General features: G+C 42.1%; 27 protein-coding genes. 17 read left to right on the forward strand and 10 right to left on the reverse strand.

Features of this window, described 5'->3' with window-relative positions:
- Window positions 1-837 precede the first annotated feature (837 nt).
- Both ACE04G_RS21720 and ACE04G_RS21725 read left to right on the forward strand, forming a co-directional pair.
- Window positions 838-1,539, forward strand: coding sequence for an SDR family NAD(P)-dependent oxidoreductase (locus ACE04G_RS21720; protein ID WP_339305601.1), 702 nt, complete (start codon window positions 838-840; stop codon window positions 1,537-1,539).
- A 284-nt stretch (window positions 1,540-1,823) separates the two neighbouring features.
- A complete protein-coding gene (locus tag ACE04G_RS21725; protein WP_397376288.1) occupies window positions 1,824-2,219 on the forward strand; it encodes a MarR family winged helix-turn-helix transcriptional regulator in 396 nt (131 codons plus the stop codon).
- Window positions 2,220-2,352: 133 nt separating this feature from the next.
- Here the strand turns inward: ACE04G_RS21725 and ACE04G_RS21730 are convergent, their stop codons facing one another.
- Window positions 2,353-2,826 (reverse strand): tautomerase family protein, encoded by a 474-nt coding sequence (locus tag ACE04G_RS21730; protein ID WP_221823652.1) that lies wholly within the window; start codon window positions 2,824-2,826, stop codon window positions 2,353-2,355.
- A 224-nt stretch (window positions 2,827-3,050) separates the two neighbouring features.
- Here ACE04G_RS21730 and ACE04G_RS21735 point away from each other — a divergent pair, with 224 nt between their 5' ends.
- The 8 genes from ACE04G_RS21735 (at window position 3,051) to ACE04G_RS21770 (ending at window position 10,581) form a co-directional block, all read left to right on the forward strand.
- Window positions 3,051-3,608: a PadR family transcriptional regulator gene (locus ACE04G_RS21735; protein ID WP_221823650.1), complete on the forward strand. Its 558-nt coding sequence runs from the start codon at window positions 3,051-3,053 to the stop codon at window positions 3,606-3,608.
- Window positions 3,609-3,824: 216 nt separating this feature from the next.
- Window positions 3,825-4,487 carry an NAD(P)H-dependent oxidoreductase gene (locus ACE04G_RS21740; protein WP_221823676.1) on the forward strand — a complete coding sequence of 221 codons (663 nt, stop codon included), beginning with the start codon at window positions 3,825-3,827 and terminating at the stop codon, window positions 4,485-4,487.
- 665 nt (window positions 4,488-5,152) lie between these two features.
- Window positions 5,153-5,656, forward strand: coding sequence for an SMI1/KNR4 family protein (locus tag ACE04G_RS21745; RefSeq protein ID WP_449003626.1), 504 nt, complete (start codon window positions 5,153-5,155; stop codon window positions 5,654-5,656).
- A gap of 334 nt (window positions 5,657-5,990) precedes the next feature.
- Window positions 5,991-6,749 (forward strand): SDR family NAD(P)-dependent oxidoreductase, encoded by a 759-nt coding sequence (locus ACE04G_RS21750; RefSeq protein ID WP_221823674.1) that lies wholly within the window; start codon window positions 5,991-5,993, stop codon window positions 6,747-6,749.
- Between the two features lie 60 nt (window positions 6,750-6,809).
- Window positions 6,810-7,895: an alkene reductase gene (locus tag ACE04G_RS21755; RefSeq protein WP_449003625.1), complete on the forward strand. Its 1,086-nt coding sequence runs from the start codon at window positions 6,810-6,812 to the stop codon at window positions 7,893-7,895.
- Between the two features lie 175 nt (window positions 7,896-8,070).
- Window positions 8,071-9,069, forward strand: a complete 999-nt coding sequence (locus ACE04G_RS21760; RefSeq protein ID WP_449003629.1) for an NADP-dependent oxidoreductase — start codon at window positions 8,071-8,073, stop codon at window positions 9,067-9,069.
- A gap of 61 nt (window positions 9,070-9,130) precedes the next feature.
- A complete protein-coding gene (locus ACE04G_RS21765) occupies window positions 9,131-9,709 on the forward strand; it encodes a TetR/AcrR family transcriptional regulator (RefSeq protein ID WP_449003624.1) in 579 nt (192 codons plus the stop codon).
- Window positions 9,710-9,798: 89 nt separating this feature from the next.
- Window positions 9,799-10,581 carry an SDR family NAD(P)-dependent oxidoreductase gene (locus tag ACE04G_RS21770; RefSeq protein ID WP_449003623.1) on the forward strand — a complete coding sequence of 261 codons (783 nt, stop codon included), beginning with the start codon at window positions 9,799-9,801 and terminating at the stop codon, window positions 10,579-10,581.
- Between the two features lie 18 nt (window positions 10,582-10,599).
- Here ACE04G_RS21770 and ACE04G_RS21775 read toward each other — a convergent pair whose 3' ends face one another.
- The 6 genes from ACE04G_RS21775 to ACE04G_RS21800 are packed head-to-tail and all read right to left on the reverse strand — an operon-like array spanning window position 10,600 to window position 14,042.
- Entirely contained in the window at window positions 10,600-11,199 is a 600-nt protein-coding gene (locus ACE04G_RS21775) for a class I SAM-dependent methyltransferase (RefSeq protein WP_221823640.1), read from the reverse strand.
- A gap of 34 nt (window positions 11,200-11,233) precedes the next feature.
- A complete protein-coding gene (locus ACE04G_RS21780; protein WP_339305596.1) occupies window positions 11,234-12,280 on the reverse strand; it encodes a sensor histidine kinase in 1,047 nt (348 codons plus the stop codon).
- 49 nt (window positions 12,281-12,329) lie between these two features.
- Entirely contained in the window at window positions 12,330-13,010 is a 681-nt protein-coding gene (locus ACE04G_RS21785) for a response regulator transcription factor (RefSeq protein ID WP_221823636.1), read from the reverse strand.
- A gap of 57 nt (window positions 13,011-13,067) precedes the next feature.
- Window positions 13,068-13,634, reverse strand: coding sequence for a class I SAM-dependent methyltransferase (locus ACE04G_RS21790; protein ID WP_221823634.1), 567 nt, complete (start codon window positions 13,632-13,634; stop codon window positions 13,068-13,070).
- Window positions 13,635-13,675: 41 nt separating this feature from the next.
- Window positions 13,676-13,945, reverse strand: coding sequence for a DedA family protein (locus tag ACE04G_RS21795; RefSeq protein ID WP_486094759.1), 270 nt, complete (start codon window positions 13,943-13,945; stop codon window positions 13,676-13,678).
- A complete protein-coding gene (locus ACE04G_RS21800; RefSeq protein ID WP_260632923.1) occupies window positions 13,917-14,042 on the reverse strand; it encodes a hypothetical protein in 126 nt (41 codons plus the stop codon). Before ACE04G_RS21800 ends, ACE04G_RS21795 begins: the two co-directional genes overlap by 29 nt.
- 866 nt (window positions 14,043-14,908) lie before the next feature.
- Between ACE04G_RS21800 and ACE04G_RS21805 the strand changes: the two genes are divergently transcribed.
- Window positions 14,909-15,496: a sigma-70 family RNA polymerase sigma factor gene (locus ACE04G_RS21805; RefSeq protein ID WP_221823633.1), complete on the forward strand. Its 588-nt coding sequence runs from the start codon at window positions 14,909-14,911 to the stop codon at window positions 15,494-15,496.
- Window positions 15,483-16,232: a DUF3600 domain-containing protein gene (locus ACE04G_RS21810; RefSeq protein WP_221823631.1), complete on the forward strand. Its 750-nt coding sequence runs from the start codon at window positions 15,483-15,485 to the stop codon at window positions 16,230-16,232. The genes ACE04G_RS21805 and ACE04G_RS21810 overlap by 14 nt, the downstream gene beginning before the upstream one ends.
- A 73-nt stretch (window positions 16,233-16,305) precedes the next feature.
- Here the strand turns inward: ACE04G_RS21810 and ACE04G_RS21815 are convergent, their stop codons facing one another.
- Complete coding sequence (locus ACE04G_RS21815; protein WP_449003622.1) at window positions 16,306-17,181, reverse strand: helix-turn-helix domain-containing protein; 876 nt, start codon at window positions 17,179-17,181, stop codon at window positions 16,306-16,308.
- A gap of 108 nt (window positions 17,182-17,289) precedes the next feature.
- Between ACE04G_RS21815 and ACE04G_RS21820 the strand changes: the two genes are divergently transcribed.
- Window positions 17,290-18,447 carry a Gfo/Idh/MocA family protein gene (locus ACE04G_RS21820; RefSeq protein ID WP_221823627.1) on the forward strand — a complete coding sequence of 386 codons (1,158 nt, stop codon included), beginning with the start codon at window positions 17,290-17,292 and terminating at the stop codon, window positions 18,445-18,447.
- A gap of 225 nt (window positions 18,448-18,672) precedes the next feature.
- Here ACE04G_RS21820 and ACE04G_RS21825 read toward each other — a convergent pair whose 3' ends face one another.
- A complete protein-coding gene (locus ACE04G_RS21825) occupies window positions 18,673-18,993 on the reverse strand; it encodes a winged helix-turn-helix transcriptional regulator (protein WP_036605715.1) in 321 nt (106 codons plus the stop codon).
- 415 nt (window positions 18,994-19,408) lie between these two features.
- Here ACE04G_RS21825 and zwf point away from each other — a divergent pair, with 415 nt between their 5' ends.
- The 4 genes from zwf to yunB all read left to right on the forward strand — a co-directional run bounded on the left by zwf (window position 19,409) and on the right by yunB (window position 24,194).
- On the forward strand, window positions 19,409-20,863 hold the full coding sequence (gene zwf, locus ACE04G_RS21830) for a glucose-6-phosphate dehydrogenase (RefSeq protein WP_036605716.1): 1,455 nt from the start codon (window positions 19,409-19,411) through the stop codon (window positions 20,861-20,863).
- Window positions 20,864-21,415: 552 nt separating this feature from the next.
- Complete coding sequence (gene gnd / locus ACE04G_RS21835; protein ID WP_076211001.1) at window positions 21,416-22,309, forward strand: phosphogluconate dehydrogenase (NAD(+)-dependent, decarboxylating); 894 nt, start codon at window positions 21,416-21,418, stop codon at window positions 22,307-22,309.
- Between the two features lie 88 nt (window positions 22,310-22,397).
- The gene (gene fsa, locus ACE04G_RS21840; RefSeq protein WP_449003621.1) at window positions 22,398-23,042 is read left to right on the forward strand and encodes a fructose-6-phosphate aldolase; all 645 of its coding nucleotides are present in this window, start codon (window positions 22,398-22,400) and stop codon (window positions 23,040-23,042) included.
- A gap of 273 nt (window positions 23,043-23,315) precedes the next feature.
- On the forward strand, window positions 23,316-24,194 hold the full coding sequence (gene yunB / locus ACE04G_RS21845; protein ID WP_221823623.1) for a sporulation protein YunB: 879 nt from the start codon (window positions 23,316-23,318) through the stop codon (window positions 24,192-24,194).
- A gap of 177 nt (window positions 24,195-24,371) precedes the next feature.
- Here yunB and ACE04G_RS21850 read toward each other — a convergent pair whose 3' ends face one another.
- Window positions 24,372-25,442 carry a M23 family metallopeptidase gene (locus tag ACE04G_RS21850; protein ID WP_449003620.1) on the reverse strand — a complete coding sequence of 357 codons (1,071 nt, stop codon included), beginning with the start codon at window positions 25,440-25,442 and terminating at the stop codon, window positions 24,372-24,374.
- Window positions 25,443-25,547: the final 105 nt, after the last annotated feature.

Raw genomic sequence — 25,547 nt, forward strand, 5'->3', positions numbered from 1 at the left:
AATTTAGGCGGCTACTAAAATGGCTTGTTTGGCGGCTTTCAGTCGATCACTTGCCAGCCGCGTGGCGTTGTAAATCAGTTGACTACAGACTGAAGGTGTTACTGCCAGTACTTCGTGAATACGTGAAAGGAAATCCTAATGCGCGACCTAAAGAACCGCTTAAGGTTCAAAGGATAACAAAATCTTTTTTCTCAAGAAGCGTCAATAATGCATCAGTTACATGGTTCGGACACTCTACCTCATTAATCCAACTGGATGGCAAATTATTATTGTTAGACGCGATTCAATTGGATATTTAAGCCGGACTATATGACAACAAAGGCTGGTGGCCATGGCATATGTTTCCTGAAGAAACGGTACAAGCTTATATTGAAATCCGGGGTAACTTAATACTCCCTATCACTGGGGGTCTTTACATTGGCGATCCATGATTGGGATGAACCCATTGAAGTGCTCTCAAAGCTGCTGATGAAAAGAAACGTAGCAATTGCTACAACTCGTTTAGCGGCTTTTTTTTATCTTTACAAGTTAGTTTCCCGAGCCAAGGACAAGAACTTGTACCGATTACGAATTAGTCATAAATCTAATCTTTATTAAACCTTTAAATTTATCAAAATAATGGGCAACTTTGTTTAATGACAGTTTAGCATCTCAGTCAATCTAAAAAGGATTTTACCTGATGGCTAATTTATTCCTTAGAATTCCTTTATAAAAAGCTTGCGATAATAAATGATTTGTCATAAACTGTTGATATATCAACGTTGATACATCAACAATAAAATCAAAAGTTACGGAGCAGTGAATTTAAGATTGCTCGTAATAAAAGGAGAATAACAAATGACAAAGACAGCATTAGTAACTGGTGCGAATAAAGGTATTGGATATGAGATTGCAAAACTGTTGTTAGAATCGGGGTATCGTGTTTTAGTTGGGGCACGCGATCAGGAGCGAGGAGAAACGGCAGTAGCTTCGCTCCAAGCACTTGGGGATGCACATTTGATATTGTTAGACGTTGCTGACTTACACAGTGTTGGTAATGCTGTGAAAACGATTACTGAGAATCATCCCGAGTTGTCACTCTTGGTAAACAATGCTGGTATTCCAGGAGATATGCATAAAGTGGGATGGGAATTTTCGGTAGAGGATCTGCAAGCAACCCATCAGGTTAACTTTATTGGTCCTTTTGCACTTTCAAAAGGCTTGCTTCCCCTATTGATTGCCAATAAAGGCACGATTCAAAATATCAGTATACCAATTGAGCCGTTGCCTTACTTCAATGCATTTGCCTATACAACATCCAAGGCTCCTTTGAATGTCATGACAAAGTCTTGGGGAATGAGTTTTGAGAAGGAGAATATACCTGTAGAGATTTTTACAGTGATGCCAGGGGCGGTTTCAACAGATTTGAATGGGCGTATGACAGGGGATTATGTGAAAACACCTGTTCAAGCTGCGGAATTAATCGTTAACTTTGTTCTGGATGAAGAGAATCACAATGGACAGGTTATTAATTACGACGGTACTTTATCAGTATACTGAGTTTACTTATCTATATTAATCTAATTCCAAACTTAAAAGCCCTTCTCCACTGGAGAGAGGGCTTTTAGGTATGGATGATACGATGGGAAGAACTATAACTAATAGAATATCGAGAAACCTCTCACTTACAAAAACGTTGTGTCTACGAGCCGAATTGCTTGTAAAATGAGAATTTAAGTTGTATATTGACAATACATTGCAAGCCGTTAGCAATAAATATGATTAAGAAAGATGTGATGGTTTTGAGTAAAGATTGGTCACAGGAGTCCACGTTATTATACGAGATGTATCGTGTGAATAACGCCATAAATACTACATTTGATACCTATATCAGCATCAGCCAATCTCGCTTTGAAATACTCGCATTGATATATAAAGAAATCGAAATCAGTCAAGGTGACTTACAAAAAAAAGTGACACTTGATAAGGCTGCTGTTGCTAGACATCTCAAACAGCTTGAAGACCATAAAATTGTGTCTAGAAGAAAAAAAGATGAGGATAACCGAATTATTTTAGTTCAATTAACTGATTACGGAAGAGAATTAATTGAAACTTCACAAAAGGAAAAAGAACATTTTGCACAGGAACTGTTAACTGATATTAGTGATACTGAGCTTACTTTGCTAAGAAAAATATTAGTTCAATTAAATAAGAATGTTGAACAAATGAAGGAAAAGTAATTTTCATATTTATTAATAAAAACACTGCCATCTTGATGATAAGATGGGCTGTGTTTTTATTATATATAGTGGTTCAATATTTGACCCTTCCCAATAACCGCATCATATTTAAAAGATGATTCATCAAAAATTACTACTTTAAAATGTTTTTTTTGATCGCTTTTATCTTCTCGTCAGTAAACACACCTGATTTAAGTAGATCTAAAATAGAAAGAACACCGCCACTAGAACCCCAGCTTCCATCTTCAATGACTTGAAAACTTACCCACCAGCTAGGAGAAGGTTCCGGAACCTCAAGAATGGTGGTGAGACTACGTAGAATATTTTCAATTACTTCTTTACGCACCTCGTTTGACCAGTCTCCATCCATTACCAACACATTGATCGTAATGACATCACGCTCAGGCTGATCCGACAAAAGCTTACCTCCAATAGCCATGTAATCTTTTGCACGCTCTGTGAAATGGACTTGAAAGCCTTCTCTTGCAGGGGGACAAAATTGTCCAACTTCTGGGACTAATACGGCATCAGTTAGAGCTTCAGCCAGAAGAACACGTTGTTTCTCGGAAATCCGTCCAGTAGGGAAATTAACATTAATAATAGTCATAAAAATACACTCCTTCAATGTGTTACAGAATATAAATAAGTCAGACTTGTTTACATTTGCCGGCAAATCAACTATAAACACTTTTAAAAACCTTGTCAATTAAAGTTATTAAATTAATATATATTATAATAATATATAACTCAATAATGCTAAATCACCTGGAATACGATATAATACAATTTGATTAAGAATAAGTGCAGCAACTGGATTTAGGAGGAACTGAAATGGCAAATCGATCGGGGAGAGCCAACACCAAGTTTGCTGTGTTAGGCATACTCGCCCTTGGACCACATACCGGTTACGATATTAAACAGCATATGGATCAAAGCACGAGTTATTTTTGGAATGAGAATTATGGGCAGATATATCCCAGTTTGGCAGAACTATTGGACAATTCTGATATTAATTTGGAAGTTATTCGTCAAGACGGAAAACCTGATAAAAAACTTTACAGAATAACGGATCAGGGAAGAGAGACATTGTCTCAATGGCTATCCCAGCCAAAAGATTATGTGGTGGATCTCAAAAAAAACGAGTTATTATTACGAGTTTTTTTTGGTAGTAATGGTTCATCTGAGAAGATCATCATGCATATAGAGGCATATCAACGTAAACTTGAAGAAAATTTAAAAGTATTTGAAGAACTAGAAAAATGGCTTCTTAATATGGAGCATAAGGATAATAACTACAAATATTGGATGATTACAAATCAATATGGAAAGAATCATTTCACCAGTTTAATCCAGTGGTGTAAAGATAGTATTATTATTCTTAAATCATGATGATTGGATCTAGATCAAGATCAAGATACACTCTTGGAATAGTTCTTGGAACCTTCTCGGGTTAATCCATGATTCTATGGGGTGTATTTTTTATGTATTACACATAAATTTATTTCTCTTGCAACTGATCCTATCTTGTTATATATTTGTTGATATATCAACGTTGATTCATCAACAAATATAACACAGTTTGGGGAGGTTTATATAGTGAGCATTATTGAAGATAAGAAAAATGAGATTTTAAGCGCGTACCAATTTAGACATGCCTGCAAAGTTTTTGATACTAATCAAAAGATTTCGGATGAAAACTTTCACTTCATTCTGGAGACGGGTAGATTGTCGCCCAGTTCATTCGGTCTAGAGCCGTGGAGATTTGTTGTGGTTCAAGAACAAGAATTGCGTGAGAAGTTAAAACCGGTTGCTGGAGGTGCTCAAAGACAGCTACCTACATCAAGCCACTTGCTATTTATTTTGGCTAGAAGAGAAAGCGAGTTGAAATTTGATTCCGAATATGTAACTAAGTTAATGAAAGAAGTTCAGAAGATGCCCGAAGAAGTTGTTAAATTTGTTTCCAACATGTACAGAATGTTTACTGAAATAGAGCTTGGAAATAACGAACAACTTATTTATGAATGGGCATGCAAGCAAAGCTATATTGCAATGGGGAATATGATGACAGCAGCAGCTCAAATCGGAATCGATTCCTGTCCAGTAGAAGGTATTGATCGTGAGAAAGTGGCTTCCATATTCCATGATGAAGGAATTATGAACAAACAAGAATTTGGCGTAGCGTGTCTGGTTGCTTTTGGCTATCGTTCTGAAGAACCACACCGTCAAAAAACAAGACAAAGTATAGAGGAGATTGTTGTGTGGAGATAACTCTACATAATTAAGCAGTAATACATTCTTGGACAAAATAACTATCACTTTGTTGACTTAGAAAAACCAATTTTGAATGATATAGACGAAAAAAATGGAAATCTAATCAAATTATTTGATTCTTCCTCATAGCTTTTTTACAATTTTCTTTGAGTAAACTAAGGCTGCTTTTAAAAGCAGCTCTTTTTATGTTGTAAATTTAATCATTGGATCAAAGAATGGCGAAGTGGATTCAGTGTTAAGGAGAATTGAATCTAAAATAGCACGTAACTTCTCCAGATGTAATTTTGTATAGCCGTGCACGTGATAAAATCAAGGATATGATATGAATATTATTCAGTCAGTGGAATAATCTCATTTTATAGTATAGAAGAGATATGTTTATCTTATAATAAGATATAAAAAATATAAAATTATGATATAGAAACACGTTATTTCACGTGATTTTAGTCTCAAATGATGATATAACTCACATCCTGTCCAATTTCAAATTAACTGTCCCCCAACCACCAAAGGCTGGAAGCTGGTTGCCGCTTTTCCCAACCATTTTTCCAGTCTTTTTGTCTTTCTCTTTGAAGCACCACAGCAGGGATTTTCCATTCAAATCCCGAATAGGTGATATAGTTTCTATTTCTTAAGCTGATGGGCAGGTGTATAAATTGGAAATGAATAATGGAAAAGGAAACACTCACTTTAGGGAATTTATGACTTGGGCCGGGGAAAAGGGCTGGGACATAATGAGTAAATCCGGTTCGCAGTCACATTTAAACAGCAGCGTTACTTCAAGATATAAAGGACTTCCAGATGAATATTTAGAATTTCTAAATGTAGTTGAAAAATGCGTTGCACCGGATGAGCAAACCTGGTTTATTTGTGAGGCTGAGTTCAACAATAGCACGGAGACCGCATTCCAATGGAATGAATTTGAAATGCTTAGTTTGGAGGCAGCAGAGGGGGATGCTATTTGGCAGTTAGAGATAACGTCCTGGTGGGATCATCACTTGCCGATCGTAATGTCTGTGGAAGATGGATATTCCTTCTATGCCATGGACTTAACAACCGACAGAGGAGCTATTGTCCGTGGATGTGAGCCTGAATTTGAAGAGGTTGAAAAGGTATCCGATTCGTTTGGAGAATTTCTGGCATGGATCATGTCGAATTCAGCTTAGCGTAACTAGGAAAGGTTGATGGTTATACTTGTGGCCAGCAAGCCTGACATTAGATTATTCAACGAAAGAAAAGTTAATTCTACTTAATTTGAAGGAGTGAAACGATATAGGAATTCTTAATTTATGATATAAATGGTTTATATAGCGTGATTTTATTCTCATTTAAGTATGTTCCAAGCATATGTTCTACATATAAAATAATTATTTACTGTTCGTTCTAGAAATGATATGCTAACAGCAAGTTAGTTCTAACTTCTTTTTTTTGCACAATAAAGAACGATCGTTCTCAAAAGTGAATTTACACTAATCTAAAGAATATGAGGGAGAGAATATGATGAAATACACAGTGATTACGGGAGCAAGTTCAGGAATTGGATATGAAACAGCATTGGCATTTGCAGCACGGGGCAAAAATTTGATTTTGGTAGCTAGAAGATTGGATAAGCTTGAAGAGCTTAAATCGACTATCCAGGGTATCGATCCTAAAGTGAATGTTATCGTACACACAAGCGACCTGTCTGTTACCGCAGAGGCGTACACGCTATATAACGATTTGAAGGAATATGAAATTGAGACTTGGATCAATAATGCGGGGCTGGGAGAAGGTTCGTTCATTGCTGAACAGAATTTGGATAAAGTGGAGACCATGCTACGTGTTAACATCGAATCACTAACCATTCTCTCTACATTGTATGTGCGAGATTATGCAAATGTCGAAGGTACTCAGTTGATTAACGTCTCCTCCGCACTCGGATATGCCATTGCTGTAGGCAGTGTTGCTTATTCTGCATCGAAATACTACGTTAGCGCCTTTACAGAAGGTCTTGCCAAAGAACTGGAACTGAAGGGTGCAAAACTAAAAGCGAAGGTGCTTGCACCAGCGATCACGGAAACAGAGTTTGTACAAAAATCAATTGATGCTGAAGGATTTGATTACAAAGCGAATATGTCCAAATATCACACAGCTAAAGAAATGGCAGGCTTCATGATCGATCTGTATGATCACCACGAAGTGGTTGTAGGCATTGTAGACCAGAACTATGATTTTCAGCTGACAGGCGCAATCTACCCGGTCATTTCAGAATTGAATTAATACAGCAGAATCTAGAGGATACATCTACAAAATCTCAAATAAGAAGAGGAGTACATCCAAATGGAAAAGATATGGAGTAAAACGAAGATTGGTAACATGGAATTGTCTCATCGACTAGCGATGGCACCTATGACACGCAGTAGAGCACAAGAAGATGGTACACCTGGAGAGTTAGCGGCACTTTATTATGCTCAACGTGCAACCATGGGACTTCTGATTACGGAAGGAACACAGCCTTCTGATGATGGACAGGGTTACTTGTGGTCACCTGGCATTTACACCGATAAGCATATTAAAGGTTGGAAAAAGGTAACCGATGCGGTGCATGAAGCTGGCGGATATGTATATATCCAATTAATGCATGCGGGTCGCATGTCCCATCCGGACAATACCCCGCATCATCGTCAACCGGTTGCTCCATCTGCAATCGCACCTGGTGTAGAAATGTTTACGGCTACAGGGATGCAGGATATCCCCGTTCCCCGGGAATTGAGTCAGGAGGATATTCAAACGACCATCGCTGATTTCCGAAAGGCAGCAGCCGCAGCGATCGAAGCAGGGGCAGATGGCGTTGAAATTCATGGAGCCAATGGTTACTTGATCAATCAATTTTTGGGAGAGAATTCGAATACACGCACAGATGAGTATGGCGGATCTATAGAAAAACGTGCTCGCTTTGCGATGGAAGTAACCAAAGCCATCGTGGAGGAAATAGGGTCAGAACGAACAGGCTTCCGTATCTCACCAGGGACACCGCTGGGTGGAATTCAAGATGGAGAACAAGGCCCTGAACTCTATCGCTATCTTGTAAAAGAATTGGCTCAATTGGATTTGGCTTACCTTCATGTTATGCATCTTGGAGATGAGAACCTACTTCAAGACATTCGTTCGATCTGGCAAAATCCATTGTTGGTCAATCGTGCTGGAAGAACGTTGGATGATCTTAGTGTAGATCTAGATCGTGGTCTCGCTGATCTGGTACCGGTTGGTGTATGGTCCTTAGCTAATCCAGATTTGGTGGAACGACTTCAACAAGGTGCGCCACTGAATGAAGCAGATCCGACAACATTCTTTGGTTTGGGAAGTAAGGGCTACACGGATTATCCTACGTTGGAAGAATTAAAGTCGCAAGAGGGGCTACACTAGCAAAAAGTATGGAGCATGGCGTACAACTGAATATTGCGCGCCATGTTCCTAACATAAGTTGAACTACTCATTTACACGATAACAGCGATTGGAAGGTTGTTCTGTCATCGTAGGTCAGTGTAAATAATCTTGAGTTCAACTTTTATAGTCTATAAGCAAAGGAAGAGGATAAATGATGAGAGCAGCTCAAATACAGAAATACTCCAAAAAAATCCAAGTGGAAATCAATAATATTGAGATACCTCAGATCCATAGCCGTGAGGTCCTTGTCAAAGTGAAAGCTGCGGGTGTAAATCCGCTGGATATCTTGAATATGAATGGCAGTGTTCGGATGATTGCCGACTATACGTTACCTCTAACTTTAGGGAATGAACTATCGGGTGTCATTGAAGCCGTTGGTGATGATGTTTTGAAGTTTAAAGTAGGTGATAAGGTTTATACCAGGTTGCCTCTGAACAAAATTGGTGCTTTTGCTGAATATGCAGCTGTACATGAGGATGCCTTATCCATGATGCCTGAAAATCTATCTTTTATCGAAGCTGCGGCGGTACCCCTTACTGCCCTGACCGCGTATCAAGCATTGCATGATGTACTCCAAGCTGAGCCGAATAAAAAACTGTTTATTCCTGGTGGAACGGGTGGATTCGGTGCAATGGCTATCCCGATTGCCAAGTCCATGGGATTAACGGTTATCACAAGTGGCAGTGAGAGGGGCAGAGCACGTACTCTATCCATTGGAGCAGATCAATTCATTGATTATAAGACTGAGCAGTATGCTGACATTCTGTCCGATATCGATTATGTGATCGACACCTTGGGTGTGGATGAGATCAAAGCTGAACTGAGTATTTTAAAACCACAGGGGAAATTAGTCTCTTTGAAGGCAGGACCCAATTATCGTTTTGCAGTGGACAGTCAATTCCCGTTGTGGAAAAGAGCATTGTTTGGTCTCGTCGGTGCACGCCTGGATTCCATGGCACGTAAGACTCAAGCTGAATACCGTTTTTTATTTGTGCATTCCAGTGGGATTCAGTTGCAAGAAATCACAGCTCTTGTAGAAAAAGAAGACATTAAACCTTCGATCGATTCTACGTATACGTTTGATGACATTGAAAAGGCATTGATTAAAGTATCAACAGGTCACTCGCAGGGCAAAGTCATTGTTACCTTTTAAAGGCTCGTTAAGATCATACTCATGTTATTCAATGTTCGTTTTCTGAACAGGAGGGAAGCCAATGGCGAGAAGCAAAGAGTTCGAAGAGTCTGTTGTACTGGATAAAGCGATGAGACTTTTTTGGGAACAAGGCTATGAGAAGACGTCTATGACCGATCTAGTCAATCATATGGGAATTCATCGTAAAAGCTTGTATGACACATTTGGTGATAAACATACCTTGTACCTGAAGACAGTAGATCTATATGATCACCAGATGAGCTCTGCCCTTGCAACAGGTGTAGAGCAGTCTCAAACGGCAACGGAAGCACTTCAGTTTATATTTTCTTCTTTGATTCATAGTGAGGAGCATCCAGCATCAGGCTGCTTCATTGTTAATTCGACGGTCGAATTGGCGGCACGTGATGACGATATGAACAATCGATCGATAGAGATGTTTGCAAATACGGAGAAACTAATCAAGGACATTATTGTGTGGGGACAGCAGGAAGATGAATTCACAACCGAGTACAACGCCGAAGTATTGGCAGAATATCTGCATAATGTAGGCGTTGGGTTAAGGGTGATGGCCAAAACTTCGATAACCAAAGAAAAACTTCTTCGTATAGCGACGCTATCCATGGATCTCATACGGAGGTAGTCTATTTTTTTCACTATTATAGAACGTTCGTTCAAATATTGATGTTCCAGATGAAACACATTTTATAGAAAAGAGAGGCAGGCAACAACATGAGAAAGACAGTTCTAATCACAGGGGTATCAGGTGGGATCGGTAAAGAATTAGCAGATCGGTTTGCCAAAGGTGGACATCATATTGTGCTGGTAGCACGAAGTGAGGGTAAAATACAGGATCTAGCTCAGGAATATCGGAAAAAGTATGGCATTCAGGCGACGGTTATTGCCAAAGATGTAGCGGCACCTGGGGTACCACAGGAGATTTATCATGAGCTGAAGGAAAAGGGCATTGTTGTTGACTATCTTGTCAATAATGCGGGTTTCGGCCTGTTCGGGACATTTATGGAGACGGATCTGGAACAAGAAATTAATATGATTGACGTGAATATTAAGGCTTTAACGGTCATGACCAAGCTGTTCTTACCGGATATGATCCAACGTGGGCAAGGCGGAGTGATGAATGTGGCTTCGTTGGTAGGCTTTTTCCCTGGACCGATGATGTCGGTATATTATGCGACGAAAGCGTATGTGCTATCGTTCACTGAAGCTTTGGAGAATGAAGTAAACGGTACTGGTGTTACGGTGACGGCACTGTGTCCAGGTCTGACATCTACCGGATTTGTTGATCGTTCGGGTATGGGTGTCTCGAAGATGTTGCAGGGCCCGATCATGGAAGCAGGACAGGTAGCGGAAGAAGGATATCAAGGCTTCTTGCGTGGCAAGACATTAATTATGCCAGGGACTCGTAACCGCTTCATTGCATTTATGCCGCGCTTGTTACCGCGTAAGATGATGACTCGCATGATTAGATCCTCACAGGACAAGACAGGACATTAAACATTTATAGAGGATAAATCAGATCTTACCCAATTCGATCGTTTCACGTTGTCCTTCATCGTCCCTTTTACGACAAACATACACAAAAACAGGAGGGAAACTGAAGGGCACAAATTGAATTTTCTCAATCTCGAATAGTTCAGCTAATCGTTTCTTCATATGAAGGGAGTACTGGTATAACACTAACGTGCCTTCAGGTCGGAGCGCTGTATGGATCTGTGAAAGGATGTTACGTCTCATTTCTCTGGAGAAATTAAAAAATGGCAGTCCACAAATGATATTATCCAATTGATGGATATGTTCTTGATGCATCTTTTTCACTAAATAGGATGCATTCGAATGGTACATGAATTCAGGATATGTTTTCTTCAGAATATTCCTCATTTTCGGGTCTCTTTCAAATAAAAAAACGGTAGCAGATTGGGGTAATTCAGCTCTCATAAGACGTGTGATGGCACCTGTTCCAGGCCCCAGCTCAGCAATGGTTCGAATTTCATCCCATCGTACAGACTGGACTATTTTTCGGGCTAGAAATTTGGAACTGGGCAGGAGACTACCTACTCGTTTGGGGTTCTTCAGAAATCCTTGCAGGAAAAGAAGTGGTTCGGATGTTTTCATTGCTGTATCCTCCATGACTGAATTCGCTGATGGTTTACTGGATGTTGTTGGAAGGCAGGCTTATCTGGAACGTAAATATGTTATGCGTATGCTGAAGTTTCAAGGTACCCTGATGTAACTCTGCAATGTTTCTTGCAATCGAAAGACCCAGACCAGACCCCGTTTGAATGCCTTCACTGCTTCTTGAATAATCTACCTTATAAAAACGATCAAACAGTTTATCTTTTTGCTCTATTGTGAGTGGCATACCTTTATTTTCGACTTCAATGGTAATGTGTTCATGACGCATACTCATTCGAATGTGGATCGTACCCGGTTTGAAGGAATACTTTAGGGCATTCATGAGAAGATTATCGATGGCGCGAGCAATCTTATCACTATCTACGATGGCCATGATTGGAGCATCGCCAATCTCTTTTACAATATGAATACTATTTTCCTGAGCCAATGGTTCAAATTCAAACAGTAACTGATCCAAGAGTTGATGTAGGTCAACCTTTTTCATATCCAGTTGGGTATCTACTGAGGTTAAGCGTGTGTATTCAAATAAATCATCGAGCAGCTTCTTTAAATGCGTTGCTTTGTTATAGGTGTTCTGTATGAAGCGGTCATACTCTGCTTTGTCTTGAAAAGATTCTGTTCTAAGAAGCTCGATATACCCGATTATGCTGGTAAGTGGTGTGCGCAGGTCATGTGAGATGCCCGTAATCATGTCCATCTTGGATTTTTCCAACTCGCGCTCCTTGATCATCTGTAGCCGCAACTGCTCAGTCATGTGATTGATGTTGGAAGCGACTCGTCCAAGTTCATCTTGTCGATTGACGGGTACACGGTAGTCCAGATTGCCCTCCGAAATGAATTGAAGCCCTTGCTCTAATGTAATGAGATCTCTCACAATTTTTCGTGTGGAAAACAAAAAAATTAACGTGAAAATTACGATGAAGATTGGTGTTAAAACATAAGGGAAAATGTAGAGAAGCGAAGGCCAATTAAATCTTTCACTAATTTTTGCGGCAGCTATGATCAACATATTATTTACACCCACAGAGCCAACAAACGAAATCAATAAACTGATCAACATTTGATATAGGATGTTAATCTGTATCTTTTTTTTAAAATGTGGTAATCGTTTAATCAATTTTATAGCCCACTCCCCATACCGTTTTAATATACTGAGGTTCCCGTGGATTCATTTCCAATTTCTCACGCAGGTTACGAATATGAACCATCACCGTATTATCCGAATACCCGAAAGGTTCTTTCCATACAGTTTCGTATATCTTCTCGGAGCTAAATACTTGTCCAGGTTGGCTGGCAAGCAACACCAGAATAGAAAACTCCAGAGGCGTAAGCGAAATGTCATTTTCTTTGAGCTTCACGGAATGTTTACTTGTATCAATGACAAGGTCCTTGATCAGAATAAGTGAATTGAATTCTGCTTTGCCAATCAGTGTTTGACGTCGCAGCTGAGCCTTAACGCGAGCAAGTAACTCTAGCGGATTAAACGGTTTGACCATGTAATCATCAGCCCCGGTAGTCAGGCCCGTGATTTTATCAATGTCTTCTTCCTTGGCGGATAGCATTATAATCGGAGTGGCTGATACTTCTCTTATTTTGAAGCAGGCTTTGATTCCGTCCATAATGGGCATCATGACATCCAGAATAACGAGTTGGACCGATGTTGTTTTGATAATATTTAGCGCTTCCTCACCATTGGTTGCTTCAATGACCTGATATCCTTCGTTACGTAAATAGACATGAATGACATCCCGGATATCGGGTTCATCATCAACAACGAGAACGGTACTCATGATTCAACACTCCTTAAAAATTAGAATAACATCAGTGTAAACGATAGTCCGGAATGTTTAAATTGTTTCCTTTTTGCGACAGACATAAACGAACGCAGAAGGTATGTTCAAAGGCACGAATTCTATTTTTTCGATGATAAAGTGTTCGGATAATGTTTTTTTCATTTGGAGTGAATATTGAAAGGCGATGAATAACCCTCCAGGTTTGAGTGCCTTATGGATCTGGTCTACCAACGTATTTCTTAATTCAGGCTCAAAGTTGAAAAACGGCAATCCGCTAAAAATGTAATCCAGTTGCTGAACGCCCTCTTGATTCATGGATTCTACCAATCGAGCGGCGTCTGGATAACAGGAGAACTCCGGGTATGCCGTCTGAAGAGTATTCCTCATCGTTTCGTTCATCTCAAACAATAGGACTTTGGTGGAATTCTGTACTTGTTGATGAATATAGCGAGTGATCGGACCTGTACCCGATCCAAGCTCGGCGACTGCTTTTGCCTCTAACCAAGAGGCTTGCTTCACCATTTTGCTGGCGAGAAACCGGGAACTTGGTATGATACTGCCGACATGTTTAGGGCTTTGCAGAAAACTTTTCAAAAATAGTACAGGTTCATTGGAATTCATAGGGGTTCCTCCATAATGTGATGGTATGTTATCAGACCCAGTTAGAAATGGAATAATTGAAGCGTAGATAGGATGGGACCGCCGAAGTAGATTCCCGCTGTAAAATACGTTATGGTCCATAACAAAGCACTGGAATAGGAGATAAGAGCAAATTTTCTATACTGTACGCCATTGAGTCCCATCACCAAAGGGAGAACATAGCGCACGATTGGAATGAACAAACCGATGCACATTGCCCAATTGCCACTCTTATTCAGAATCATTTCAGCTTTAACGAAGTGTTTATGATGTTGAGATTTGTGATTTATCATTTGGAATTGGAATACCGAAAGGTCCTAATGAGAAGGCAAAATAAAAAATCAGATAACCATACTGATGAAGTAGCTCTAAGATCGTATTACTGATCATTGTTTTGCCTCCTCTCTTGTTGATATAGCAATCTTAATGAAAAAAACTAAGGAATTAATGAGCAAAATTCTGAAGAAAATCTAAAGAATACATAAGCAAAGCCAAACAACTTACGTTTAAGAAAAAAAAGCCTTGCCAACTTAATGGCAAGACTTGAATAGATGGAACTATTCAGGAACGGTGATCAAGTGGGACGAATTTCTGAGTATCAAATAAAGTTTGTCTCAAAAAGGAACGTATAAGCGAGCTCGAGTTGATTACCTATATCTTTATCTGCAAGGATGAGGATGAGCATCAAAGAAGAGCCGAGACGTCATAATGACGACTCAGCTCTTTTTTTATGCCCAAGGGGATCAGACTTCTATGAAATCAGTTTATTGTAGGAAGTAGAACCATCTGAATTTGGTACCAGCAACCAAAAACAAAACAATCCATCCCCATAAAAACAACAAACGTAGAGGTCGTGGAATCAGTAAATATTCTGAGTACAATTTGCTGAAAAGTTTCATTACAGTAGTGACCACCCCTGTTAAGTTACTCCCTATATCCGCTTTCGAAAGAAAAAGAAGTAAGTCGATATGATAACCAAAACTCCAATAAGTCTATATACCGTGGCGTAGGCCTCAAGGTGGGTTCTGGCGATTACTAATCCGATGATCGAAATAGATAATAGCAAAAGAGCAAAGGTAATCTTATAACTCAGGTTCAAAACCTCCAGTTATATCAAAATTAGGTATATTATATCATGATAAACACCAGAGGTCTTTTTTGTATCAGATTCAGCTATACCTACTCATTCAATAAATAAATCGAACGATATGATGCTGGCGTGCCAATATATAGTGTAAGGAGGAAGGGGATGGCTAATGAGTGAGCAGGATGAGTACATAGAACTTGTAACGTTAATACGTACTGGGCGTGAAGAAGCATATGGAGAATTATATGAGAAAACAGTGACGGGGATATATCGAACTGTGCGTTTTCTCATCAAGGACGAGTCTGACGCGGAGGACGTGGTACAGGAGATTTACATTCAGGCGTATCGGTCATTAGAGCGATATGATGCGGAGCGTGCTTTTCGTCCCTGGTTGATGGGGGTGACGATGCGACAGGTTCAGAGTTATCGGCGCAAAAGGTTGATGCAGTTTCGGTTTAACAAGCGGATCGAAAAATCTGACGTTGGTATGGAATATGATTTTTCCACTGATTTGATCAACAAACTGGCCAATCGTCCTCTGCTGGAACAGGTGCGCCGTTTGCCGTACAAGCTGCAGCAGGTGGTCACACTTCATTATTTGAATGAATATACGCAAGAGGAGATTGCTGACATATTGGAGATTCCGCTTGGAACCGTAAAATCGCGTATACATGCGGCGCTGGCGAAGTTGAGACAGAAAGAGAAGATGAATCCAAGATTGCGGGGAAAGGTGGAGGATCTGCATGAAACTCGATGAACAGTTGCGAAAAGCCTACCAGGAAGAGACCAAAGACTGGTCCGTTCCTGCTAGAATTAAACATAAAATGATGGATGGTATTCGAAATGATTCACACATCAGAAGAAATCGAAAAAAATGGCTGGTCACTGGGCTATTGGCTGTTGTACTCATTGTTCCCACCGGAGCCTATGCAGGGTACACCTATCTCGCAGACGGAATATATGGTTCACAGGAGAATATCGCTGCTATGGGGGGAACAGCTGAGGATTACCTGAGGTTGGAAACAAAGCTGCAGACGGCCAAGGCCCATTTCAGCGAAGAAGAATTTGTTCAATATATGGACCTGCTGAAGCAAATGGGGCAAATGGCCGTGAAGTATGCCGATTCTCAGGGCAGTATGCATCCAGAGCAGTGGAGTACAGTGGAGCAGGAACGATATAACATTCTTGTAGCTGAGTTGGAACCGTTTTTTGAGAAGCTGGAAGCTGTGAGTGTAGGGTCCTCCAAAAAACGGATGGACGACCAACAATTCTGGACGGAACAATTGGAACAGGCAGAAAAGACATTTACCAAGGAACAATATCGTGAGTTCAAGTCTGTCTATGAACAAATGAAAAAATACCAAGTTATGGTGATGGACAAGGATGGAAGTATCCATGAGGAACGCTTGTCAGCGGAGCAGAAGGATGATTTAAGGCAGCTAGAGAGACGCCTAATTCCCTATTTGAAACGGTTGGAGCTCAATGTGCGTTGAGTTGAGTGAACTGTGAAAGAGGAGCAGAAGCGGAGAAGAGATTCTTTCGCTTCTTTCTTTATGTTGTGAACCATTATTTCCTCCCCTGCACATTCAGCCGATATTGATGCGGTGTTGTGCCTGTGGCAGTACGGAATACCTTGCAAAAGTAGGAGGGACTCGTCATACCGACACGGTGACCGATTTCGGGAACCGTAAGCGAGGAACGGGTGAGCAGCACGCACGCATGACGAATGCGGGTAGCTTGAGCATAAGCGACAATCGTGGTGCCGGTCGCTTTTTTGAACAAATGAGACAGATGATAGGGAGATAGGTGAAGTGTATCTGCGATATGCTCCAAACGGAAAGGCTGTGAATAATGCTGCTCAATCCATTGCATGATGGCTTCGGCATGAGGGTGAAGAATACCTGAATTGAATGTTGCGCCCGTATGTGAAGGACGATTTGTAACATCTTTCCATAAGTAGCGAAGTTGCGTAAGTGTATCGAGCACAAAGAGACACGTATCCTCCTCAGCTTCATGAGGTAGCAGATCTGGATAAGTCTTATCGAATTGTTCCATTCGTTGAATGAGTGGGGAAGTGGTAGCAAGTCGGATGGGCTGAATGGGAGATTGCTCTCTCAACAGATCCTGTATGAAACGGTGAGTCGCGATAAAATGCGACCAGTGTGCCTTCAACAGATCAAGTTCAACCATGAGTACATTTCGAATGAAAGGCTGTTGTTGGGATACTTGAATCTGGACGTGGTGCAATTGAAAAGGTCGAAAAATCATGAGCATACCGGGTTCAAGGGAGAACACCTGGCCTTCTGTTATCAACTGACCGTATCCCTTATGTATGTACGTAATTTCCATTTGTGAATGAGCATGGAACACCTCGCGAAACGATGTGTTGGAAGTGCGACGATATGCCAAATTAAAATATTTTTCTGGAATGAAAGACATCATGAACTCCTCCCTCAACATGCGCAAGATAGTTTTATTTTAGCACAAGATGAACGCATAAAAGCGCTTTATTATTGTGTATTGTGAAGGGAATAAGGGAGGTATGCAACGATGTTAACAGTGGCAATTATCGGAGCAGGTGCAATTAGTGGAGCACATATCTCAGCATATTTGGCGTTCCCTGAGCGATGTCAGATTGTTGCTGTCGTCGATATCTACGTGGAAAAAGCACAGAAGCGAATTAATGAATATGGTCTGGAAGGTGCACAAGCAGTCACGGATTACACAGAGTTACTTGCCCAAAACATTGATCTGGTATCAGTCTGTACACCACCGTACACGCATGCTCCCATTGCGTGTGATTTCATGCAAGCAGGTGCACATGTGTTGGTCGAAAAACCGATGGCATCTTCCCTGGAGGAAGCGGATCTGATGTTGAGAGCAGCGCAAGAAAGTGGCAAGTTGCTATCTGTAGTAGCACAGAATAGGTTTACGACACCAATGATGAAGCTAAAAGGTGTGCTGGACAGTAAACGGATGGGACCGATTGTACATGTGCAGGTTGATTCGTTCTGGTGGAGGGGCCACAATTATTATGATCTGTGGTGGCGCGGGACATGGGAAAAAGAAGGCGGAGGCTGTACGCTTAATCATGCGGTGCATCATATTGATGCCATGCTGTGGATGATGGGACCTCCAGTGGAATTACAGGCGATGATGGCAAATACGGCACATGATAATGCCGAAGTCGAGGATATATCCATGGCCATGCTTCGCTTCCAGGAAGGGGCGCTTGGCATAATTACCAGTTCCGTCGTACATCACGGAGAGGAGCAACAGTTAATTTTTCAGGGCAAGGAAGCCCGGGTATCTGCACCTTGGAAAGTGGTTGCTTCTACCGCGAGGAATAACGGATTTCCGGAACCGAATCGAGAGTTGGAACACCAGATTCAGAAACTCGCTGACGAATTACCGGATGTTACTCATGTCGGTCACGCTGGGCAAGTTGAGAATGTGTTAAACGCTATTGAAACAGGATCACCCCTTCTAGTGGATGGGAAAAGTGGCCGAAATACGCTTGAATTGATTGTGGGTATTTACAAATCTGCAAGCACGGGGGAAAAGGTTGTTTTCCCACTAGGAGCGGAAGACGCATTTTACACAAGAGAAGGAATTATGAAACATGCCGTACACTTTTATGAAAAAAAGACGACGGTGGACAACTTCGAGGATTCGAGTATTACGCTGGGTAGCAAGTTGGATTCGTGATATTCGAATAAAAATCGCAGAAAAAGATGCCAACTCACGTCTAGTGATTTTGGCATCTTTTACTTTTAAATGATTAAGAATAACACCCCGTCCCAAAATATTCTATTTCGGAGTGAGTTAATCATCTATTAGAGACAATATTAAAGACATGAATAATATGACGTTTATACGTGTGTTTTGCATTTCCCGTTGGTAATCCCTATTTCGCCTTTAAATTAAGGGATGCTACAACCACTTATCAGCCCAACGTTCCACGGCGCTTAGCGCTCTCCCCAGTTCCGTGCCTTTTCGTGACAACATATATTCAGTTCGAACTGGACGTTCCGTGACCACATGGCGAACCACAAGTCCCTCTTCCTCCAATTCCTTCATTCGTTCATTTAACACACGTTTGCTCAAGTCAGGGATATAAGCGTGAATCTCACTGAAGCGTTTGGGTTCCTCCATCAACGCATGGATAATGAGGGCTACCCATTTTCGGCCAATGATCTGATAAGATTGTTCCACTTTTGTACATATTTGCTTGGCATTCTCATCATCGCTCATGATTGTACTCCTTTGGTTTAGTATTGCTTGTAATATCATTAGTATACTTATTGTAACCTACTTGTCCACAGGCCATATGTGTAAAATGTCACATGCCAATTGTTCTTAATCTTACCACATAAAGCGTTATCATCAAATAAAAACCCTATAAACACTGGAGTTCACAGGTTCGACACGATTATTGACGAATTGTGACGACAGGTGTAATATGGGTAACGTTAATTCAAATGGTTACAATTTATAACCTAAACACAGGTTGTGGAGAGAAGGAATGTTCCATGGTTGAATTCAGGCGTGTTATATAAACGGAGGCAAGGCGGGGAATACACCCACTTATTCCGTCTTTTGTCATGCTTGGATTTGAACATTTTGCAACATCATATACTATACTGCACAGATCACAGGAGGCACTCCAATGGATGCAATGACATTTGTCCTGTTCGGGGCAACAGGCGATTTAGCCAAACGCAAGATTTACCCTGCATTATATAACTTGTACATGGATCAGAAAATGCCGAAATCTTTCTCCGTTATCGGATTGGGACGACGTGAATTGTCGGATACGGACTTCCAGGCGAATGTTGAAAAGTCACTGCATGAATTCTCACGTCAGACGCCGGAAGAAGCATCTCAGGTTCGTGATTTCATTGGCGCTTTCCGTTATTGTTCTTTAAATAATACGAAGCTTGAAGATTACACCAAATTGTTGGAACTGGTTCAACAGCGTGAACAAGAGCTTAACATTCCCGAAAACCGCATGTTCTACATGTCGGTGGCACCGGAATTCTTTGAGCCAATCGCATTGAACATTCAAGAAAGTGGCCTGGGTAACACCAAAGGCTGGAAGAAACTGATTATCGAAAAACCATTCGGACACGACCTGCAATCAGCTCGTGATTTGAACGAAAAACTGAGCAATACCTTCGCGGAAGAAGAAATCTATCGCATTGACCATTTCCTCGGTAAACCGATGGTTCAAAATATTGAGACGCTCACCTATGCAAATCCGGTGATTCAAGCGTTGTGGTCTAACCGTTATATTGCCAATGTACAGATTACGGCAAGTGAGACGGTGGGTGTTGAAGAACGTGCCGCGTATTACGACCAAAGTGGTGCTCTTCGTGACATGTTCCAAAACCATATGCTTCAGTTGCTGATGATGATTGGTTTGCATTTACCAAAACGTTGCACGCCGGAAGAAATTCAATTTAAAAAGCAAAAAATTGCTGAAGCACTTCGTCCGTTGACAAAAGAAAATATCGCTTCTGAAGTTGTTCGTGCGCAATATGCAGCAGGTGAGCTGCAAGGTTCCTCGGTTGTTGGATATCTGGACGAGCCTGGCATTCCAGCCGGATCTCAGAATGAGACGTATGTTGCCGCGAGACTTTGGATCGATGATCCATTCTGGAGCGAAGTTCCATTTTATATCCGTACAGGTAAACGCCTGGCTGAGAAATCCACCAGAATCGTTGTTGAATTCAAGGCACCACTGAAGACAGGTCATGAATCCGAAAATACAACGGAACCGAACCTGCTGACGATTGAAATTGGTCCTGGAGAAAGCATCTCGCTTCAATTAAATGCGAAGAATCCATTGAACCATGGTGAAGTGGAACCAATGCATATGACATTCAACTCAGGTAAACGTAACATCCCTGAAGCTTACGAGAATCTGATCTTTGATGCGATGCGTGGAGATTCCACCTTCTTTGCACACTGGAACGAAGTGGAGCTGGCATGGCAATGGGTACAACCGATTCAGGAAGCATTCGAAGCGGGCAGCGTGCCACTGGATACGTACAGTGCAGGTTCGCATGGACCTGAGTCAGCAGATCGCCTGACGGCAGCAGACGGTTACCGTTGGTGGTAAGTGAAACGAAAGAGTGAGCATAAGAGAACACAATAGTAAAAAAACAGTACATTCCATTGTGCTCACCAATGAACATTTTGCCTTTTCAAAAGACCACCTTCCGCTCAGCGGGATATAGAAAACGAAATGCTCCTATTCGTCTAGAGCCTGTACTCCAGAGCGAGTTGGGTCGTATGTTGCAATTCAATTCTGATATAAAAACAGTATTAATTACGAATCATACCGTTCCAATTTTGCATAAGTCCTTCTGGTTATGTTTGCCAGAAGGCCGTGAAAATTTTTGAATATAGATTAGCGGTTCAGTTTTGAAAATGGGTTGGCTTGAACGCTGAGAATGTAGTGTAGGGGGACGAAATCGATTCTGTAGAAGCAAAGCGTTCGCCTGTATCCCCGGATTTTCTCCTATATAGGAGATTCAAAAAATCTGGGGATAACAGCGATCAAAAGAACGATTCGTGACCGGAACGGTTACTTCACCAAACGTTAAGCACTTATTTTAAATTTTGAACGCAAATGAAATTTAAACATTGTTCATAACAGGAGGATTTTGAAATGAAACTTGGACTTGTCGGATTAGGAAAAATGGGATTGAACCTGGGTAGAAACTTGATTGATCACAAACACGAAGTGGTTGCTTTTGACCTGAACGCTGATGCAGTAAATGAAATGAAAGAATATGGCGCTGAAGGCGTATCTTCTTACGCAGAGATGGTGGCTTCGCTCGAATCCCCACGTGTATTGTGGATCATGGTTCCCCACAACGTAGTAGACGCTGTGCTGGCTGAAGTTAGCCCATTGTTGTCCAAAGGGGACATCATTATTGAAGCGGGTAACTCCCACTACAAAGAATCCATCCGTCGCTACGAAGAGATGAAAACTAAAGGCATTCACTACATGGATGCAGGTACATCTGGCGGTATGGAAGGCGCGCGTAATGGAGCATGTTATATGATCGGTGGAGACCCGGAAGCTTGGGCAATCGTTGAACCGGCATTTAAAGACACTTCCGTAGAGAATGGCTACCTGTATGCTGGTAAAGCGGGCAGCGGTCACTTCCTCAAAATGGTTCACAATGGTATCGAGTACGGTATGATGGCATCCATCGGTGAAGGTTTTGACGTATTGGAAAAAAGTGGGTTTGATTTCGACTTCGAACAAGTGGCTCGCGTATGGAACAACGGTTCCGTTATCCGCTCTTGGTTGATGGAGCTGACAGAACGTGCCTTCTCCAAAGATGCAAACCTCGATGAGATTAAAGGTGTAATGCACTCTTCCGGTGAAGGACGCTGGACGGTAGAAACAGCATTTGACCTTCAAACCGCTACACCGGTTATTGCGTTGTCCTTGCTGATGCGTTATCGTTCACTGGAAACAGATACATTCACTGGTAAAGTGGTAGCAGCATTGCGTAATGAATTTGGCGGTCACGCTGTAGAGAAAAATTAATTTTTTATATATAACTGTTAACATATGATGAACATCGGGTAATGACTTATATCGTGTTTACGAATTCATCAAGTGGAGGGAACATATCATGAAATTTTTCTTGGATACAGGGAATGTGGAAGAAATCAAACGGATCGAACGTCTGGGTCTGGTGGATGGAGTCACGACTAACCCGTCTTTGATTGCCAAAGAAGGTCGCGTATTTAAAGAAGTCATTCAGGAGATCTGTGGCGTTGTTAAAGGGCCGGTCAGTGCTGAAGTCATCGGTCTCAAAGCCGAGGATATGTTGAAGGAAGCTTATGAAATTGCAGAATGGGCACCGAATGTAGTCATTAAATTGCCGATGACCGAAGATGGGCTGTACGCTTGTCATGAGTTGACGCAAAAAGGGATCAAAACCAATGTAACGCTGATTTTCTCCGCAGCACAGGGTCTGATGGCGGCGAAAACCGGTGCAACCTACATCAGTCCTTTCGTTGGTCGCCTGGATGATATTGCGGTGGATGGTATGAAATTGATTCGTGATCTGCGTCTGATTCTGGACATGTATGATCTGCCTTCCGAGATTATCGCAGCAAGCATTCGCAATATCAAACATGTCGAGGATGCAGCCCTTTCCGGTGCGCATATTGCCACCATTCCGGGTTCGCTTCTGCCGACACTTTGGAAACACCCACTGACGGACAGCGGGATTGAACGTTTCCTGAAAGACTGGGAAACTGTTCCAAAATAAAAGGATAGACATGGCCTGAATCTTTGGGTGGTCTGAACATAAAGCCTTTTGCCTTGCAGAGCAATCTGCGGGCGAAAGGCTTTTTTTATCTCTGTTTATGTAGTTTCCGATTTGCGGTTAGTTTAGCCAATGAGGAGTACTTGTCCCTTTAATGTTGTCGTTGTTGTTGTTACTTTCTATCCAGTGTCCACGTACTGTCCTTCTTTTTCGGGACAACGGTGCATAAGGTTAACATATAGCCTATAGCTCATCCCGTAGGGGAGGGACACTTCGATGATGAGAAGAAAATGGCGAAGCCGGAGACGCCGTAAGCCGCCAAGCGGCAAACGCAAAATGTGGTTGATCATTCTATTGGTCACCGCGTTTTGTTTGATGCAGGGCTTTGCTTATGTGGATAAAAAGATGAAGCCCCCCATCATGCACTTGGCCAAGATCAGAGTGAAGCAGATTGCGACTGAAGCGATCAACAAGGCGATTACAGCACAGGTTGCAGATGGCAAAACCAACGAAGGACTGATTGACTGGAAGACGGATACCGCCGGGAAAGTGTCCGGTTTCATGCTGAACTACAATGAGCATATGCAAATTACTGCAAGTACGATGAATATTGTGCAATCCACGCTGCAGAATGTACACATGTTAAAAGAAAAAATCCCGCTGGGGCAGGCGCTGGGCAGTCCGGTGTTGGCTTCATTTGGCCCGAGTATACCGGTTCGTATTGAGCCCCAAGGCGCTGTCAAAGTGGACCTGAACACCCGTCAGCAAAATGCGGGGATTAACATGATCTTGGTGGAAGTGTACATTCACATTATTGCTGAGGTCGCGGTCGTGGTGCCATTCGACATGGAGCCCGAAACGGTTGATACGGAAATTCCGATTTCCTACCTTCTGGTTGTCGGGGATGTGCCAATGTATTATTACGATAATCAGGGCAAGCCAGTGGGCACTAACGGCAGTAACGCCCCAGCTATTGCGCTGCCATCAGGTCATACGGGTGTATCAAGCGGTAATGGAGTAACTACGAATCCGCCTAGCCAGAACCAGCAACAGACGCCGTCAGACCCTTTGCAAGGGAATGAACTTGAAATTGAACCGGATGATCTGCCTGATGTGAATGGGGGATTGCAGCTCAATAAGGACGCGCACCCATGATACACACAATTTGAATTGTAAAACAAAGAAAGGGGCCTCTATTAAAGAGGTCCCTTTTTCGAATGCTTATCGTACTCTGAGCAGAAGAGAATCGACTTAATCCCGCCAATTTACAGGTTTGGGTCAAGACATGAGTTGTACTCCAGAATGCTTCCACGTACGGAGCATATCCTCGTTTCACTTACTTTTCTTGCTCTTTTGTTTGCGTTCATCCTGTTCCCAATGTTTCAGCTGTGGATAAGGATCGAACGACCATTCGTGCAGTCCGCTGTCCCGGTAGATCCCATAGTGCAGATGAGGAGGGAATTTGCCCTGTGTCCCAGGTTTCCCGTAACCCGAACTGCCAACCCAACCTACGACCTGACCGGGGATAACCACTTCACCGATGCGTGCACTTTTGTCAAAACCCGATAGGTGGGCGTAGTAATGATAATGGTTGTTCAAATCCCGGATACCGATGCGCCAGCCGCCAAACGGGTTCCAGCCTTTGATTTCCACGACTCCGTAACAGGTACTGCGCACAGGCAGGCCATGCGGAGCGAAGATATCTGTTCCCTCATGAATGCGATAACCGCCCCAGCTTCTTTTCGTTCCCCAGGTACTGCGATAGGAGTAGTTGGTTCCGAGCGGGACCGGAAAGGCATGTCCGAATAGATCCAGATTGTCAAAATGCTCATATAACTTCGCGAATTGCTGTATCCGTTGCACAGCACGGGAGTTGTGATAGTATTCCCACAAGGCAATGTTGAAGTCCTCTTGCTTGTTCCCGTAACCTTGAATAACAGAAGCCATGCTGTACAGCACATCCTGATCATTGTTGGCATCTGCTATACCGTCTCCTGAACCATCACGTCCATATCCTTTGAAAAAAAGAATGGATTCCGGATGTTGATCCGTCTCATCGGGATTTAACCATCCTCTCCAGGCCGGAGGGGTCATGAAGATACCTGTAAGCCGCTCAGGATGCTTGCGATCCTTTGGGTGTGCGCGAGTAATCGTTCGTTCATACTGATCAATTGCGGCAAGCCTGTACCAGGGAATCTGGGTCATCTGACCGATGGTTTCATATAAATGGCGACGTGCAGCAAAAATTTCTGCGGGTTTTAACTCGGCAGCCTGTGGTTTGGGAGCGGCCTCGGCGGGTTCACTGTAAGCTTCAACAGGCAAGAATGGGAGAAGCAGAGTACCTGCAAGTAATGTTTTGATCCAAAAGCGGTACGTGTGCCTGAAGGTCAAGCGTTGTTGCACTGGGATGCAGCCCCTTTCCATTAGAATGATACAAGGTACCCGATGAACCAAGCTAAAGGTTAGCGTTCTTCAAAAGTTCTCATTTTATCCATGTAAGCTCTTGGG

Source organism: Paenibacillus sp. AGC31 (assembly GCF_057334655.1).